Origin of the sequence: Nocardioides panaciterrulae (assembly GCF_013409645.1) — a bacterium.
GTDB classification, from domain to species: domain Bacteria; phylum Actinomycetota; class Actinomycetes; order Propionibacteriales; family Nocardioidaceae; genus Nocardioides; species Nocardioides panaciterrulae.
The window spans coordinates 3,994,469-4,009,343 of record NZ_JACCBG010000001.1; the positions used below are offsets into that span (position 1 = coordinate 3,994,469).

Consider the following 14,875-nt stretch of genomic DNA (forward strand, 5'->3'; position numbering starts at 1 on the left):
GTCGATCCCGAGCGCCTCCTGGGAGGAGCAGACCATGGAAGCAAGACCGCCGGTCCCGCCCTTCGGCCGTGACGACGCGATCAAGAAGGTGCGCGGCGCGGAGGACGCTTGGAACACTCGCGACCCGGAGCGAGTGGCGCTCGCGTACAGCCCGGACAGCCGATGGCGCAACCGTTCGGAGTTCCTCACCGGTCGTGCCGCCATCGTGGAGTTCCTGACGCGGAAGTGGGCCAAGGAGCTCGACTACCGGCTGATCAAGGAGATGTGGGCTTTCGACAGGGACCGCATCGCGGTCCGGTTCGCCTACGAGTGGCACGACGCCGAGGGCTCGTGGTTCCGCTCCTACGGCAACGAGAACTGGCTGTTCGACGAGTACGGGCTGATGATGCGACGCCATGCCAGCATCAACGACGTCCCGATCGACGAGGGGCAGCGGAAGTTCCACTGGGACCTGGGCGGACCGCGCCCGGCGGACCATCCCGGGCTGAGCGACCTCGACCTGTGACCTGAGCCGACCCGGGCGCAGCGCTCGGGCCTCTTGGGGCTGACCAAGGCAACGGCACCCGGTGACTCATGGGGGGCACGCTGCGGCTCAGGGGTTCGTACCATCCGAATCATGGACTGGGCCGGGTGGGCGGTGTTCGGACTGGTGGCCACCTCGGTGCTGACCGCGGTCATGACCACCGCGCAGCTCGCCGGCCTCACGCGCCTGGACCTCCCGCTCGTGCTCGGCACGATCCTGACCGAGGACCCGGACCGGGCCCGGCTCGCCGGCTTCGTCATCCACCTCGGCGTCGGTCAGGTCTTCGCCCTCGGCTACGCCTTGGTGTTCGCGCTGCTGCACCGGGCCACGTGGTGGCTCGGTGGGCTGCTGGGACTCCTGCACGTGGCCGTGGTGCTGATGGTGCTGCTGCCGGTGCTGCCAGGACTGCATCCGCGGATGGCCTCGCACCGGGCCGGCCCGGTGAGTCGAGCGGTGCTGGAACCGCCGGGCCTGTTGGGCTTGAACTACGGCGTCCAGACGCCGGTCGTCGCTTTGGCCGCCCACCTCGTGTACGGCGCCGCGCTCGGTCTGCTGCTCCAGGCTCGATGAGATGACACCCATCGCCGACTACGGCCTGCTCGGGGACACCCGCACGGCCGCCCTGTCCTCGAGCGACGGCTCGCTGGACTGGATGTGTGTGCCCCGGTTCGACGGCGAACCCGTCTTCGGTCGTCTGGTCGGGGGATCCGCCGCCGGAAGCTTCCGGCTCGGACCCGCCGTACCGCTCCCGGTCGCCGACCGCCGCTACCGGGAGCACACCGCGACCCTGCAGACCTCGTGGGCCGCACCAGACGGGCGCCTCACGCTGACCGAGGGCATGGTGGCCGACGTCGGCGGCCAGCTGCTGCCTGCCACCCTGCTGGTGCGCCGGCTCTCCGCCGAGGGCGCGCCCGCACGAGCGCGGGTCCACTTCGACCCCCGGCTCGGTGAACGGCATCGCCCGCCCCGGGTCCGGCGCCGCGGCACGGACCTGGTGTGCGAGTGGGGGACGCTGGCCCTGTCCCTGACCTGTGAGGAGGGGGCGGCCCTCGAGGTGGGGAGGTCGACGACGCTCACGGTCAGCCCGGGGCGGCCCGTGACCTTCGTGGTCACGATCGCCCATCGCGAGCCCCTCGTCCACGTCAGTCCGGACGCGGCGTGGGCCCTGCTGGAGGCGGACGGGTCCCGCTGGGCGGCCTGGGCCGGACGGGTCGACCCGGACCTACCGTTCCGCGACGCCGTCATCCGCAGTCTCCTCACCCTGCGCCTCCTCACCTACTCGCCCTCGGGCGCGCCGGTCGCCGCCCCGACCACGTCACTGCCAGAACAGCCGGGTGGACTCCGCAACTGGGACTACCGCTACGCCTGGCCCCGCGACGCGAGCATCGGGGTCGCGGCGTTTCTCGGGGCCGGCCTGGGCGACGAGGCCCGCGGCTTCTTGTGGTGGCTCCTGCACGCGAGCCGGCTGCAACGTCCCAGGTTGCCGGTGCTGCTCACGTTGGACGGACGCCTGCCACCGGCCGAACGGAGCCTGCGCGGCTGGCCCGGCTACGCGGCCAGCACGCCGGTCCGCGTGGGCAACGGCGCCGCCGACCAGCACCAGCTCGACGGCTACGGCTGGGTCGTCGACGCGGCCTGGGTCATGGTTCGGGCTGGGCACCCCCTGTACTCAGAGACATGGCGGGCCATCCGCGGCTTCGTCGACCGGGTCTCGGAGCGGTGGAGCGAGCCGGACGCCGGGATCTGGGAGATCCGCGGGGACGCCGTGCAGCACGTCCACTCCAAGCTGATGGCCTGGCTGGCGGTCGACCGCGGGCTGCGCATCGCCGAGACACATCGCCTCTCGGACCGCCGGCGTCGACGCTGGCTCGCCGCGCGAGACGCGATCGGCGTCGACGTCAGGGCGGCGGGGTACAGCTCGGCCCTCGGCAGCTACACCCGCAGCTATGGCTCACCGGACCTGGACGCGGCGCTGCTCGTCCTGCCACTGGTCGGCCTTGAGGACCCTCACTCCAGCCGGGTACGGGGCACGGTGGATGCCATTCGTGAGCGGCTCTCCGCAGGCGGACCGTTGCTCTTCCGCTACCCGCCGGGCCGGGACGGGCTCGACGGGACCGAAGGCGCGTTCCTGCCGTGCTCGTTCTGGTTGGTCCGGGCCCTCGCCTGCACCGGCCGGCGAGACGAGGCCCTCCGGGTCTTCCAGGACCTGCTCGCACGTGCCAGCTCGCTCGGGCTGTACGCCGAGGAGATGGACCCGACGACCGGCGCGCATCTGGGCAACTTCCCGCAGGCACTGACCCACGCCGCACTGGTGCAGGCCGCCCTGGCCCTCCGCGAGCCCGAAGCGTAGTTCCGGCGGCTCTCCTCCTCGTCGACAGGCCCTTGGCGCTGTCGGCCTGCTCGACGCCGCCGGCGCTCGGTGATTCGGCACGAGGGGCGGAGCGTACTGTGCGACTTGACGAGCCCGCCCTCTCTCCAGAAGGCCCCACCATGGACGCAACACCTGGTCGCCGCAACCGCACACGTCGACTGGCCACCGCTGTCGCGACGATCCTCGGTCTGGCCTGCGTGCCCGTGCTGCTGGCGCCGACGACGGCGTACGCCCGGGGTGGGGGCGGCGGCCACGGGTTCGGAGGCGGCGGCGGCGGTCACTTCGGCGGCGGCGGGGGTGGCCTCATCTTCTTCGGTAGCGGCGGCACTGGTGGGGGGAGCGGCACCGGCCTGGTCATCCTCATCCTGCTGGTCGTGGCGTACATGCTGATCAAGAGCTGGTTGCAGCGTCGCCAGACCAGCCGCACCATGAACACCACGTCGGACCGGGTGGCTCACCGCTCCGACAAGGAGGCCGGTGCACGGGCCGCGCGCGTGCAGGCCCAGGTCGACGCACTGGCCGACACCGACGCCACCTTCGACGTGGAAGCACTCAAGCAGCGCGCCGTCACCCTCTACGTCACGGCCCAGCGGGCCTGGACCGCCCGCGACGACGCGACGCTCAGGACGATTCTCGCGCCGGCTCTGTACGGCAAGTGGACCGAGCAGCTGCACGCCTACGAGGCGCGCGGTGAGGTCAACGTCGTCGAGATCGTCCGGGGCCCGGCCGTGGAGATGGTCAACGTGGCCAACCGCACCGGGGAGTCCGATGACACGGTGACCTTCCGGATCACCGCAACGCTGAACGACTACGTCCTCAACGGTTGGTCCGGAGCGCATTCGACCCGCAAGGACCGCTCGACCCGACCGGTCGAGTACTGGACGCTGCGCAAGAACCACGGCGGCGAGTGGATCGTCGCGTCGATCGAGCAGGCCGAGGACGGCAGTCACCACCTCACCGACGCGATCGAGCTCGACACGTGGAGCCAGAAGTCAGTGGCGCGCGACGCCATGCTCGAGGTCGCCGACCGTACGTCGGCGGCGCGGGTGTCCGACGTGCTGTCCCTGACCAACATCTCGTGGGCCGACGACGCCGACAAGGCGGCCGGTGACCTGAGTCTTGTCGACGCACGCTTCGACAAGTCGGTGCTCGAGGTGGCCATCGCCCAGTTCCTCGAGGAGTGGCAGATGAACGACGGCAGCCTGGACTTCACCGCCGTCCGCACCGCGAACCGGACCGTCATGCGCACCGCCACGGTCCACGACATCGAGGTGCGCGAGCTCGTCTCGCGCGAGCCGATCGTCTTCCGGGTCATGGTCGCGGCGCAGGGGATCTACTACGAGGTCGACCGCAGGACCGAGGAGGTCGTCGCGGGCGACGCCCACGCGAGCCGAGCGGTGCGGTTCACCTTCACGATGCGCCTGGCCGATGACTCCGCGGCAGGGTGGACGGTGACCGGGGTGCAGGCGGCCGGCTGACCGCGTCCGGGTCCGCATCCACAGGCGAGCTGGTCGCAGGTCCCCGGGCTGTCGGTGGCCGGTCCTAGGGTCTGGGACATGATCGAGACCGGGCACCACACGGGGACGGGCCAGCCGGCCGAGCACCCCGCGCTGGCGTCCGAGACGCTGCCCGGCGCCGAGGAGGTCGAGGGCTGGATCCAGCGTCTCCAGCACGACGGCGAGCCCCTCGACGACGCCGCGCGGATCGACCTGATCCGGGCCCTGGAGCGCCTGACGTGCGCGGCTGGGGCCGCGCAGGCGGTGCTCACCGGCGAGTTCGAGGCCTCCCAACGCGCCCGGGCCGCCGCGGCCGGCGTACCCACCGCCCGACAGCACCGCGGGATCGCGGCCCAGATCGCCCTGGCCCGCCGCGAATCACCCCACCGCGGGCAACAGCACCTCCGGCTCGCCCGCGTGCTGCGTGACGAGCTCCCGCACACCATGGCCGCCTTCCGGGCCGGGCGGATCACCGAATGGCGGGCCACCTCGATCGCCCGCGAGACCGACTGCCTGACCCTCGCCGACCGGCAACGGGTCGACGCCGACATCGCCGGCGACCCCGAGGCCCTCGAGGCCCTGGGCGACGGGGAGCTGGTCGCCGCGGTCAGACACCACGCCTGCACCCTCGACCCCGCCTCGGTCGCCGCCCGGCGCCGCCGCGCCGAGTCCGACCGCCACACCACCCTGCGCCCGGCCCCCGACACCATGACCTGGTTCTCCGCCCTGCTCCCGGTCAAGGACGGCGTCTCCGTCCACGCCGCCCTGCTCCGCGAGGCCGACCACCTCAAGGCCACCGGCGACCCCCGCAGCCGGGGACAGCTCATGGCCGACACCCTCGTCCACCGGGTCCTGCACCCCCACCTGGCCGCCGTCGCCAGCGGCGACCAGCTCCCCCTCACCCTCAACGTGCTGGTCCCCGACACCGTCCTGCTCGGCCACGGCAGCACCGACCAGGACGCCGACACGGCCGGTGGCTACCTCGAGGGCCACGGCCACGTCCCCGCCGACCTGCTCCTCGAGCTCGTCGCCGCCCGCCTCGAGGCCGGCCTCGAGGTCTGGGTCCGCCGCCTCTACGCCACGCCCGCCACCGGGGCACTGGTCGCGATGGACTCCCGCGCCCGGCTCTTCCCCCCGGGGCTGGCCGGCTTCCTCCGGCTCCGCGACCGGACCTGCCGCACGCCCTGGTGCGACGCGCCCATCCGCCACCTCGACCACGCCCAGGACCACGACCAGGGCGGCCCCACCAGCGCCGCCAACGGGCAGGGCCTCTGCGAGGCCTGCAACCACGCCAAACAGGCACGCGGCTGGCGCGCCCGACCACGACCCGGCCCCCGACACACCATCGAGACCATCACTCCCACCGGTCACACCTACCGCTCCACCGCGCCACCAGCCCGCGCTCGACCCGCCCGGCACCGTCCGCGGCCGAGCAGGCCGGCCACCCACCAGCCCAAGCTGCACCTGGTCTACGGGGGACCCGAGCTCGCCCTCGCCCTCGAGGTTGCCTGAGCCTGCTCACCGGCCCGTGCGGTGCCGGTGCGGTGGCGGGGTCAGCGCCGTGGCGACGGACTCACTGGTCCTCGATGTCGTCGTCGAGCTTCGGCATCAGCTGGGTCTCCGCGTCCGGCTCCGCCTCGGCGAACGGCGAGGGCTGCCGCCGGCGGGCGGCGTGCGGCCGCAGGGGCGCGGGCCGGGTGCGGACCGGACGGCGCAGCTGCAGCTGGCGTCGCACCCGGTGCTCGAGGTCCAGCTCCTGCTGCACCCGCTTGACCGAGGAGAGCACGGACGCGTGCAGCTCGCGCAGGTCCGGGTCGGTCTCGGCCATCACCAGCTCCTCGAGCCGGCTGCGCGCCTCCGGCAGCCCGTCCATCGCCGCTCGCAGCGCTCCGAAGTCCGCGGAGCCCATCTTCCGCGCCGGCGCCGCCTCCAGCCGCACCAGCTCCCCGAAGGCGTCGACCGCGGCCGCGAGCTCGCGGAACGTCTGCACCAGGCCCAGCACCACGTCCTCCGCCGTGTCCTCCGCCGTCCAGGCCGCGCCGCCCGAGGTGGCGTCGGCGAGCGCGCGGTACATCGAGCGCACCGTGACCGCCGTGTGCTCCAGCGCCTCCAGACCGTGCCGCAGCCCGGGCCCGAGGTCGGCCGTGCCGACGGCTCGCACGTTGAGCCGGCGGCCCTGCTCGGCGTGCAGCACGGTGGCCCCCACCCGCGGTACGTCGTGGTGCGTGATCCGGCGTGCGTCGCCCAGCCACGCGGCGGCGGCCGCGCCCACCGGCTGGTGCTCGGTGGCCAACTGCTCCAGCGCGTCCGCCGACCTGCTCAGCAGGTCGCTGACCGCGTCGGCGAGCCCCTCGATCGCCCGTCCGGCGTCGGCGGTGGGGATCCGGGGCGGCACGAGCAGGTTCGCCGCGATCCCGACCGCGGCGCCGACCAGCGTCTCCGCGATCCGCTGCCAGGCGGCGGACTCCGCGCTCAGCACGCCCACGCCGAGCACGAGCATGCCGCTGATCGCGACCTCGATCAGGTTCGACTGCAGCCGCAGCGCCTGGCCGATCAGGAGCGAGACGAAGATCAGGATCGCCAGGCTCCACCACTCCAGCGGTACGACGGAGGCGAACCCCACCGCCAGCGACACGCCGGTCACGACCGCGATCACCCGGTCCAGCCCGCTGGCCAGCAGCGAGACCGGCGTGACCTGGACGACCAGCATCGCGGTCAGCGGCGCCAACAGTGGCTGGGTGCCCGGGAAGATCAGCGTGCCGACGACGTAGCTCGCGGTCGCTGCGCTCGTGATCCGCAGCGACCAGAGCAGCGCGCCGCGCCCTTCGCTGCGCACCCGCCTCAACTCGCGGGAGACCCGTCCTCGCCACCGCTCGCGCACGTTCCATCATGACGCACCGGCGCCGGGGTGACCCCGCCCTCGTCCGGGGCGGACGAGGCGGGCGGCCGGACCGGCCAGGGAGGATCTGGACAACCGACCGCGGGAGGCCGCGATGTTCTACCTGCTGATCTTCGCGGCTCTGGCGATCCTGTGCGTGGTCGCCGTGCTCGTGCGCAACGCCCGCCGCTGAGTCGGCGGCCCCGCACTAGACCTCGGCGGCCCCGGCGCGATGGGCCCGGAAGAACTCCTCGAGCAGCGCGGTCGACTCCTCCGCGAGCACGCCGGGGACCACCTCGGGACGGTGGTTGAGCCGCCGGTCCCGCACGACGTCCCACAGGCTGCCGACCGCGCCGGCCTTGGGATCCCAGGCGCCGAAAACGATCCGGTCGACCCGGCTCAGCACCGCCGCACCGGCACACATCGTGCACGGCTCCAGGGTCACCACCAGCGTGCAGCCGTCCAGCCGCCACTCCCCGCGCGCCTGGGCGGCTGCGCGCAGCGCGACCACCTCGGCGTGGCCGGTCGGGTCCGCGTCGGCCTCCCGGACGTTGCGGCCGCGGCCGACCAGAGGCCCGGAGGGGTCCACGACCACGGCGCCGATCGGGACGTCACCGGTGGCCAGTGCCGCGCGCGCCTCCTCCAGGGCGGCGCGCATGGGTTCGTGCCAGGCTGCGGCCCGGGCGTCGGCCCGGCCGTCGTACGGCGTCGGCATCCGACCTCAGGCGTTGGCGAGGCCGACGGCCTCGTCGAAGAGCGCGCCGAAGCCGAGGCGGCGGGCCACCTCGGAGAGCATCTCGTCGGGGTAGAGGTCCACGTCGTCGAGGAGCACGGCCATGTCCATGGCGTTCATGCCCAGGTCGCCGACCAGGTCGAGGTCGCCGGCGGGCACCTGCTCGTCCTCGTCCTCGACGTCGGGCAGGTGGAGGAAGTCCACGACCGAGCTCGCCAGCTCCCACTCGTCGGCGGCGGTCACGTCGGAGAGCAGCACCCGGGTGCTGGGGCCGGCGACCCGGACGATCACGAAGAAGTCCTCGTCGATCGCGATCATGCCGAGCGCCCCGGTGTCCCCGGGCAGCCGGCGCAGCGCGTGGGCGAGCGTGGTGACGTCCTCGAACACGTCCGGCGCGAGCTCCTGCACCTGCCAGTCACCCTCCTCGCGGTAGGCGGCCAGGGCGAAGTCGACTGCGTCGATCTGGTCGGCCATCCGGACTCCTCCTCGTCCCCCTGCCAAGCGCTCTGTGCGGCACCCTGCGAAACACCCTCAGCCTGACAGACGCCGCCGGGTCGGCCAACCCCCTTTCGACCCATTCCGGCGTGTCCCGTTGCGCCCGTCTCCACTAGGGTTCTGGGCCATGCGCACCCACGTCGTCGACCACCCGCTCGTCGCCCACAAGCTCACCGTCCTGCGCGACGAGACGACCGACTCGCCGACCTTCCGCCGGCTGGCCGACGAGCTGGTGACGCTGCTGGCCTACGAGGCGACCCGCGACGTGCGCGTCGAGCCCGTCGAGATCACCACGCCGGTCTCCCCCACCACGGGCGTCCGGCTGGCCACCCCCAAGCCGATGGTGGTGCCGATCCTGCGCGCCGGCCTCGGCATGCTCGACGGGATGATGCGGCTGCTGCCGACGGCCGAGGTGGGCTTCCTGGGGATGGTGCGCAACGAGGAGACGCTCGAGGCCTCGACGTACGCCGAGCGGCTGCCCGAGGACCTCTCCGGGCGCCAGTGCTACGTGCTCGACCCGATGCTGGCGACCGGCGGCACCCTGGCCGCGGCCATCCGGTTCCTCACCGACCGGGGCGCCGACCACATCACCGCGATCTGCCTGCTCGCCGCCCCCGAGGGCTGCCGGCGGCTCGAGGACGACCTGTCCGGCCTGGCCGTGCCGGTGACGGTCGTGACCGCCGCGCTCGACGAGAAGCTCAACGAGAAGGGCTACATCGTCCCCGGGCTCGGCGACGCGGGCGACCGGCTCTACGGCGTGGCCGGCTGAGGCGGCCTCAGGTCGGGAAGATCGGCACCTTCCCGGTGGCGATCAGCACCAGCAGCACGACCACGACCAGCCCCAGGGCGGCGTAGGTCCACTCCTTGCTGACCCGACTCTCGTCCGACTCGGGCTCGTCGTAGCGGTGCCCGTCGGGGCGCGCGAAGCGCTCCTCGTCCTGCTCAGCCATGCCCCTCCAACGAGCGCGAGGCTCCGGGGTCACTCGGTGACGTCGACCGGTTCGGTCCGGCCGGTCCGGCCGATGGCGTCGCGGAGCCGCGCCGCGATGTAGGCGGCGCCCAGGGCGACCACGGCCGCGATCACCAGGAAGATCTGCCGGTAGCTCAGCACGCTGACCAGCACCGACCCCACCGCCAGCGAGACCGCCTGCGGGGTGGCCATCAGCACCTCGACCGCGCCGCTGACCCGGCCGATCAGCTCGCGCGGGCTGCGCCGCTGCATCAGCGTCATGAACGAGACGAAGGTGACCGGGAGGCCGAACCCCATCACCACCAGGCAGCCCAGGACCGCGCCGATGCTCGGGGCGAGCGCGGCGCCCAGGGTGGCGACGGCCAGCAGGCCCAGCCCCACCACCAGCGCGCCGACCTCGCTCACCGCCCGCACCACGCGGCTGCTGAGCAGGCCACCGGCCACGGCGCCGACGCCCTGCACGGTCACCAGGAACCCGGCGTACGTCGCGGGCCGGTCGAAGGCGTCGAGCAGCGCGTAGATGGAGGCCTCGAAGAACCCGATCACCAGGATCATCGCCCCGAAGCCGACCAGCACGTGCTTGAGCACCCGGTCGGTGCCGAGGAACCGCAGGCCGGCGGTCAGCTGCTCGCGGAAGGGCGTCTCGTCGGGCACGAGCGGCTGCTCCTCCACCCGGATGGCGGCGATCAGGCCGGCGGCGACCAGGAAGCTGGCCGCGTCGGCCACGGCCACGGCCCAGCCGCCGACCGCCGCGAACAGACCCGCGCCGACGAGCGGGCCGAAGAGCCGGTAGCCCTCCTTGGTGGTCTGCAGCGCCGCGTTCGCCTCGACCAGCAGGTGGTCGGGCATCAGGTCCTTCAGCAGCCCGTTGAGGGCTGCCGGCAGCACCACGAAGCTGATGCCGTAGGCGAACGCGACGAGCCAGATCAGCCACAGGTCCCCGGCGTCCCGCACCAGCACCAGCGGCAGCACCGCCGCTGCGGAGGCGGCGCTGCCCCAGACCAGCACCGTCCGGCGGGGCAGCCGGTCGACCCAGACGCCGAGCACCGGCGCTCCCATCGCCGGGACCACCATGAAGAAGAAGGTCAGCCCGGCCAGCGCGTTGGAGCCGGTGAGCGTCTTCACCCACATGCTCAGCACCAGCAGCATGATCGAGTCGCCGAGCATCGACGTCGACAGGCCGGCGTACAGCAGGGCGAAGCCGGGCCGCGCGAACGCGGCCCTCACGGCGTGGGCTCCTGGCCCGGGATGTAGGTGGGCACGCCCCACGCCACCAGCTCGCAGAGTCGGGAGCCGGGCGGACGGGCGGCGGCGTCCTCGAACCGGCCGAGGAACCGGAGGACGACCTCGGCGATCTCGGCGTTGAGCTCGCCCAGCTCCTCGGCGGTCACCCACACCATGTTCTGCGCGCTCCTGGAGGCCTCGCGCCACTCCCGCGGCTCCTCGGCCGCACGCTCGTCGGCCTCGCGGAGGCGCGCCAGCGAGCGGTTCAGCACCAGCTCCGAGAGGGCCAGCGCCGCCCGCCGACCCTCCGGGGTCTCGTCGGCGTCCTTCCACGAGAACCCGATCTGCACCATCTGCCATGGGCGACGCCGCCCGCCGGCGGACGGCGCCTCCTCGACGAAACCGTGCTCGGCGAGCTTGCGCAGGTGCCAGGAGCAGTTGGCCGGCGACTCGTCCAGCCGCTCGGCCAGCTCGGTCGCGGTCAGCGGACCGTCGAGGCTGAGCTGCTCGACGATGGCGATGCGCACCGGGTGGGCGAGCGCGGTGAGCTCGCGGGGGTCAGAGAGGCGTCGCCCAGTCACCCATCGAAAGTATCCTTTCGAAAGACCTCTTGCAATAGGTCGGTCGCGGTCACAGCGCCTTGACGGCGTTGAGCAGCTTGCCGAGCGACTCCTTGGCGTCGCCGAAGAGCAGCGTGGTCTTCGGGTCGAAGAGCAGCTCGTTCTCGATGCCGGCGAAGCCGGGGCGCATCGACCGCTTCATGAACACGACCTGCTTCGCCTCGTCGGCGTTGAGGATCGGCATGCCGTAGATCGGGGCGCCCGGCGTGGTCTTGGCGGCCGGGTTGACCACGTCGTTGGCGCCGACCACCAGGACCACGTCGGTGTGCTTGAACTCGCCGTTGATCTCGTCCATCTCGACCAGCTGCTCGTAGGGCACCTGGGCCTCGGCGAGCAGCACGTTCATGTGGCCGGGCATCCGGCCGGCGACCGGGTGGATGGCGTAGTCGACCCGGGTGCCCCGGCCGCTGAGCACGTCGACCAGCTCGCGCAGCGTGTGCTGGGCCTGGGCCACGGCCAGGCCGTAGCCCGGCACGATGATCACCCGGTCGGCGTAGCCGAGCAGGATCGCGACATCCTCCGGCCCGGCGGACCTCACGGGCCGGTCGGAGGCCACGCCGGCGCCGAGCGTGGAGCCACCCTTGAGCGCACCGAAGAGGATGTTGGCCACCGAGCGGCCCATCGCCTTGGCCATCAGCAGGGTCAGGAAGGTGCCGGAGGCGCCGACCAGCGTGCCGGCGACCAGCAGCAGCGTGTTCTGCAGGATGTAGCCGCCGGCGGCCACGGTCAGGCCGGTGAACGCGTTGAGCAGCGAGATCACGATCGGGACGTCGGCGCCGCCGACCGGCAGCACCAGCAGCAGGCCGAGCAGCAGCCCGAGCAGCCCGAGGACGACCCCGATCCACACCGCGGGGCTCGTCACGGTCAGGACGCCGAGCACCAGCGCGGCCACCAGGCCGGCGCCGAAGACGATCGGCAGGCCGACGAAGACCACCGGCCGGGAGGTCATCAGCTCCTGCAGCTTGGCGAAGGTGACCACCGAGCCCGCGAACGAGATCGCGCCTACCGCGATCGTGAACGCGGTCGCGGCCAGCGTGAACCAGCCCACGGAGCCGGAGTCCGGCACCAGCTCCTTGAGCTCCAGCAGCGCCACCAGCGCCGCGGCGCCACCACCGACGCCGTTGAACAGCGCCACCATCTGCGGCATCTGGGTCATCTGCACCCGCCGCGCGCCGACGACCCCGCCGACCGTGCCGACCGCGATCGCCAGCAGGATCAGCGGGACGTGGTGGAGGTCGAGGTAGAGGAACGGTACGACGACCGCGACGACCGCCGCCGCGGCACCGAGCAGGTTCCCGGTGCGGGCCGTGCGCGGACCCGAGAGGCCCTTGAGCGCGAGGATGAAGCAGACCGCGCAGGCGAGGTAGACGAGCTGGACCCAGGTCGGCATCAGACCGCACCTCCCGCGGAGCCACCGGTGGTGGACCCAGTGGTGGGCCCAGTGGCGGCGGGCTTCTTGCGGCGCGTGAACATCTGCAGCATCCGGTCGGTGACCACGAAGCCGCCGACCATGTTCACCGCGGCGAGCACGATCGCCACCAGCCCGACCACCAGCGCCACGGTGCTGTCGGTGGCGCCGGTGACCAGCACCGCACCGAGCAGGATGATGCCGTGGATCGCGTTGGCGCCCGACATCAGCGGCGTGTGCAGCGTCGAGGAGACCTTCGAGATCACCTCGATGCCGACGAAGATCGACAGCACGAAGATCGTCAGCCAGACGACGGGCTCGCTCATGCGCTCTCCCCTTCCAGGGCCAGCCGGGTGGGCTCGTGGCGGATCGCGCCGTCGTGGGTGACGCAGGCGCCGGCGACGATCTCGTCGTCGAAGTCGGGGGCGAACCGGACCTCGCCGTCCTCCTCGCGGGTCATCAGCGCGACGAGGTTGACGACGTTCTGGGCGTAGAGGCGCGAGGCCGGCCCGGGCATCTGGCTGGGCACGTTGCGCCCGCCCCACACCTGCGCGTCGCCGATCCGGACCACCTCCCCCGGCTCGGAGCCCTGGACGTTGCCGCCGGACTCGGCGGCCAGGTCGACGACCACCGCGCCGGGCCCCATCTGCTCGACCATCTGCCGGGTGACCAGCACCGGGGCCTGCCGGCCGGGCACCGCGGCGGTGGTGATCAGCGCGTCGGCGGCGGCGATGTAGGGCGTGAGCAGCTCGCGCTGCCGGGCGGCCCGGTCCTCGGTCATCTCCCGGGCGTAGCCGCCGGACCCCTCGAGCGTCTCGAGCTCGAGGTCGATCGACTGCGCGCCCACCGAGCGGATCTCCTCCGCCGCGGCCGCGCGCACGTCGTAGGCCTTGACCACCGCGCCCAGCCGGCGGGCGGTCGCGATCGCCTGCAGCCCGGCCACGCCCGCCCCGAGCACGACGACCTCGGCGGGCGGCACGGTGCCGGCCGCGGTCATGTTGAGCGGGAAGAAGCGGCGCAGCATCCCGGCCGCCACGATCGCGCACCGGTAGCCGGCGACCAGCGCCTGCGAGCTCAGCGCGTCCATCGACTGGGCGCGGGAGATCCGCGGCACCAGCTCCATCGCGAACGAGGTCACCCCGCAGTCGCGCAGGTCGCGCACCGCGTCGGGCTCCTGCTGGGTCGGCAGGAACGAGATCGTCGCGGCGCCCGGCCTCAGCCTCCTGATCGACGCGGTGGGCAGCGGCTGCACCGACACCACGACGTCCGCGACGGCGAGCGCGTCGGCGTCCACACTGGCCCCGGCCTCGGCGTACTCCCGGTCGGCGATGAGCGCGTGGTGCCCGGCCTCGGGCTCCACCAGCACCTCGTACCCGAGCGTGGTCAGCTTCCCGACCAGCTCCGGCACCACCGCCACCCGGGCCTCGCCCTGGCGGGTCTCCCTGGCAACTGCGATCCTCACCCGCCGCAACCTAGGGCAGATCCGCCGCCCCGAACAGGGGGCTCAGTCCTGCTGGACGTGAGGGTCACCACGTCGGCGGCCGAGCGCGAACTCCTCGACCACCTCGTAGCGGGGCCGGCCGCGGGGGCCCTCGCCGAGGTGGGAGGCGACCAGGGTGAGCCGGTCGACGGTCCAGGCGGGGCCGGCGTAGGCGTCGAGGAGGCGCACCCAGTTCGAGACCTCGGCGGGCCGGCCGAGGCGGGCGACCGTGACGTGCGGCGTGAACCGCTTGCCGGCCACCTCGACCCCCGACCGGGCCGCCGCGGCGCGGGCGCCGGTCGCCAGCCGGCGGACCTCGGTGCGTCCGGCGTCGTCGAGCTCCAGGCCCGCCCAGACCACCCGGGCGCGGCCGACGTGGGGGAAGGCGCCGCCGCCGGCGATCCTGGTGCCGAGGGGCGTACGCCGGGCCGCGGCCCGCTCCAGCCGTTCGCCGAGCTCGTCGAGCCGGCGCTCCTCGACGTCGGCGAGGAACGCCAGCGTCACGTGCAGCTGCTCGGCGGCCGTCCACCGGAGCTCCGCGGCCTCGCGCCGCGGCTCGAGGAACTCCTCGAGGTGCTCGAGCACCTCACGGGGCGGCACCAGTGCCACGAACATCCGCACGGGTCCGACGGTAGCCCCAGCGTGGAGCGTCCGGGCGGCTCACCGCAGGTCGGGCC

General features: G+C 73.1%; 16 protein-coding genes. 6 read left to right on the forward strand and 10 right to left on the reverse strand.

Annotation, left to right across the window (positions count from 1 at the left end; translation table 11 throughout):
- Nucleotides 1-34: 34 nt before the first annotated feature.
- The 5 genes from BJZ21_RS19065 to BJZ21_RS19085 all read left to right on the forward strand — a co-directional run bounded on the left by BJZ21_RS19065 (nucleotide 35) and on the right by BJZ21_RS19085 (nucleotide 5,902).
- The gene (locus BJZ21_RS19065; protein WP_179665198.1) at nucleotides 35-505 is read left to right on the forward strand and encodes a nuclear transport factor 2 family protein; all 471 of its coding nucleotides are present in this window, start codon (nucleotides 35-37) and stop codon (nucleotides 503-505) included.
- A gap of 111 nt (nucleotides 506-616) precedes the next feature.
- Nucleotides 617-1,093, forward strand: coding sequence for a hypothetical protein (locus BJZ21_RS19070; protein ID WP_179665199.1), 477 nt, complete (start codon nucleotides 617-619; stop codon nucleotides 1,091-1,093).
- Nucleotide 1,094: 1 nt separating this feature from the next.
- A complete protein-coding gene (locus BJZ21_RS19075; protein ID WP_179665200.1) occupies nucleotides 1,095-2,873 on the forward strand; it encodes a glycoside hydrolase family 15 protein in 1,779 nt (592 codons plus the stop codon).
- Between the two features lie 140 nt (nucleotides 2,874-3,013).
- Nucleotides 3,014-4,372, forward strand: coding sequence for a TIM44-like domain-containing protein (locus BJZ21_RS19080; protein ID WP_179665201.1), 1,359 nt, complete (start codon nucleotides 3,014-3,016; stop codon nucleotides 4,370-4,372).
- 78 nt (nucleotides 4,373-4,450) lie between these two features.
- Nucleotides 4,451-5,902 carry an HNH endonuclease gene (locus tag BJZ21_RS19085; RefSeq protein WP_179665202.1) on the forward strand — a complete coding sequence of 484 codons (1,452 nt, stop codon included), beginning with the start codon at nucleotides 4,451-4,453 and terminating at the stop codon, nucleotides 5,900-5,902.
- Nucleotides 5,903-5,963: 61 nt separating this feature from the next.
- Here BJZ21_RS19085 and BJZ21_RS19090 read toward each other — a convergent pair whose 3' ends face one another.
- The 3 genes from BJZ21_RS19090 to BJZ21_RS19100 all read right to left on the reverse strand — a co-directional run bounded on the left by BJZ21_RS19090 (nucleotide 5,964) and on the right by BJZ21_RS19100 (nucleotide 8,475).
- On the reverse strand, nucleotides 5,964-7,226 hold the full coding sequence (locus BJZ21_RS19090; protein WP_179665203.1) for an FUSC family protein: 1,263 nt from the start codon (nucleotides 7,224-7,226) through the stop codon (nucleotides 5,964-5,966).
- A gap of 250 nt (nucleotides 7,227-7,476) precedes the next feature.
- Nucleotides 7,477-7,926: a nucleoside deaminase gene (locus tag BJZ21_RS19095; protein WP_179665204.1), complete on the reverse strand. Its 450-nt coding sequence runs from the start codon at nucleotides 7,924-7,926 to the stop codon at nucleotides 7,477-7,479.
- Between the two features lie 63 nt (nucleotides 7,927-7,989).
- Complete coding sequence (locus tag BJZ21_RS19100; RefSeq protein ID WP_179665205.1) at nucleotides 7,990-8,475, reverse strand: tRNA adenosine deaminase-associated protein; 486 nt, start codon at nucleotides 8,473-8,475, stop codon at nucleotides 7,990-7,992.
- A gap of 148 nt (nucleotides 8,476-8,623) precedes the next feature.
- Between BJZ21_RS19100 and upp the strand changes: the two genes are divergently transcribed.
- Nucleotides 8,624-9,265, forward strand: a complete 642-nt coding sequence (gene upp, locus BJZ21_RS19105; protein ID WP_179665206.1) for a uracil phosphoribosyltransferase — start codon at nucleotides 8,624-8,626, stop codon at nucleotides 9,263-9,265.
- Between the two features lie 7 nt (nucleotides 9,266-9,272).
- On the opposite strand, the gene BJZ21_RS19110 is transcribed toward upp, so the two are convergent.
- The 7 genes from BJZ21_RS19110 to thpR are packed head-to-tail and all read right to left on the reverse strand — an operon-like array spanning nucleotide 9,273 to nucleotide 14,813.
- The gene (locus tag BJZ21_RS19110; RefSeq protein ID WP_179665207.1) at nucleotides 9,273-9,446 is read right to left on the reverse strand and encodes a hypothetical protein; all 174 of its coding nucleotides are present in this window, start codon (nucleotides 9,444-9,446) and stop codon (nucleotides 9,273-9,275) included.
- 29 nt (nucleotides 9,447-9,475) lie between these two features.
- A complete protein-coding gene (locus BJZ21_RS19115; protein ID WP_179665208.1) occupies nucleotides 9,476-10,693 on the reverse strand; it encodes an MFS transporter in 1,218 nt (405 codons plus the stop codon).
- Entirely contained in the window at nucleotides 10,690-11,271 is a 582-nt protein-coding gene (locus BJZ21_RS19120; RefSeq protein WP_179665209.1) for a helix-turn-helix domain-containing protein, read from the reverse strand. Before BJZ21_RS19120 ends, BJZ21_RS19115 begins: the two co-directional genes overlap by 4 nt.
- A 49-nt stretch (nucleotides 11,272-11,320) precedes the next feature.
- A complete protein-coding gene (locus BJZ21_RS19125) occupies nucleotides 11,321-12,700 on the reverse strand; it encodes an NAD(P)(+) transhydrogenase (Re/Si-specific) subunit beta (RefSeq protein ID WP_179665210.1) in 1,380 nt (459 codons plus the stop codon).
- Complete coding sequence (locus BJZ21_RS19130) at nucleotides 12,700-13,044, reverse strand: NAD(P) transhydrogenase subunit alpha part 2 (RefSeq protein WP_179665211.1); 345 nt, start codon at nucleotides 13,042-13,044, stop codon at nucleotides 12,700-12,702. Before BJZ21_RS19130 ends, BJZ21_RS19125 begins: the two co-directional genes overlap by 1 nt.
- On the reverse strand, nucleotides 13,041-14,180 hold the full coding sequence (locus BJZ21_RS19135) for a Rossmann-fold NAD(P)-binding domain-containing protein (RefSeq protein ID WP_179665212.1): 1,140 nt from the start codon (nucleotides 14,178-14,180) through the stop codon (nucleotides 13,041-13,043). The genes BJZ21_RS19130 and BJZ21_RS19135 overlap by 4 nt, the downstream gene beginning before the upstream one ends.
- A 42-nt stretch (nucleotides 14,181-14,222) precedes the next feature.
- Entirely contained in the window at nucleotides 14,223-14,813 is a 591-nt protein-coding gene (gene thpR / locus BJZ21_RS19140) for an RNA 2',3'-cyclic phosphodiesterase (RefSeq protein ID WP_218852155.1), read from the reverse strand.
- Between the last annotated feature and the right edge of the window lie 62 nt (nucleotides 14,814-14,875).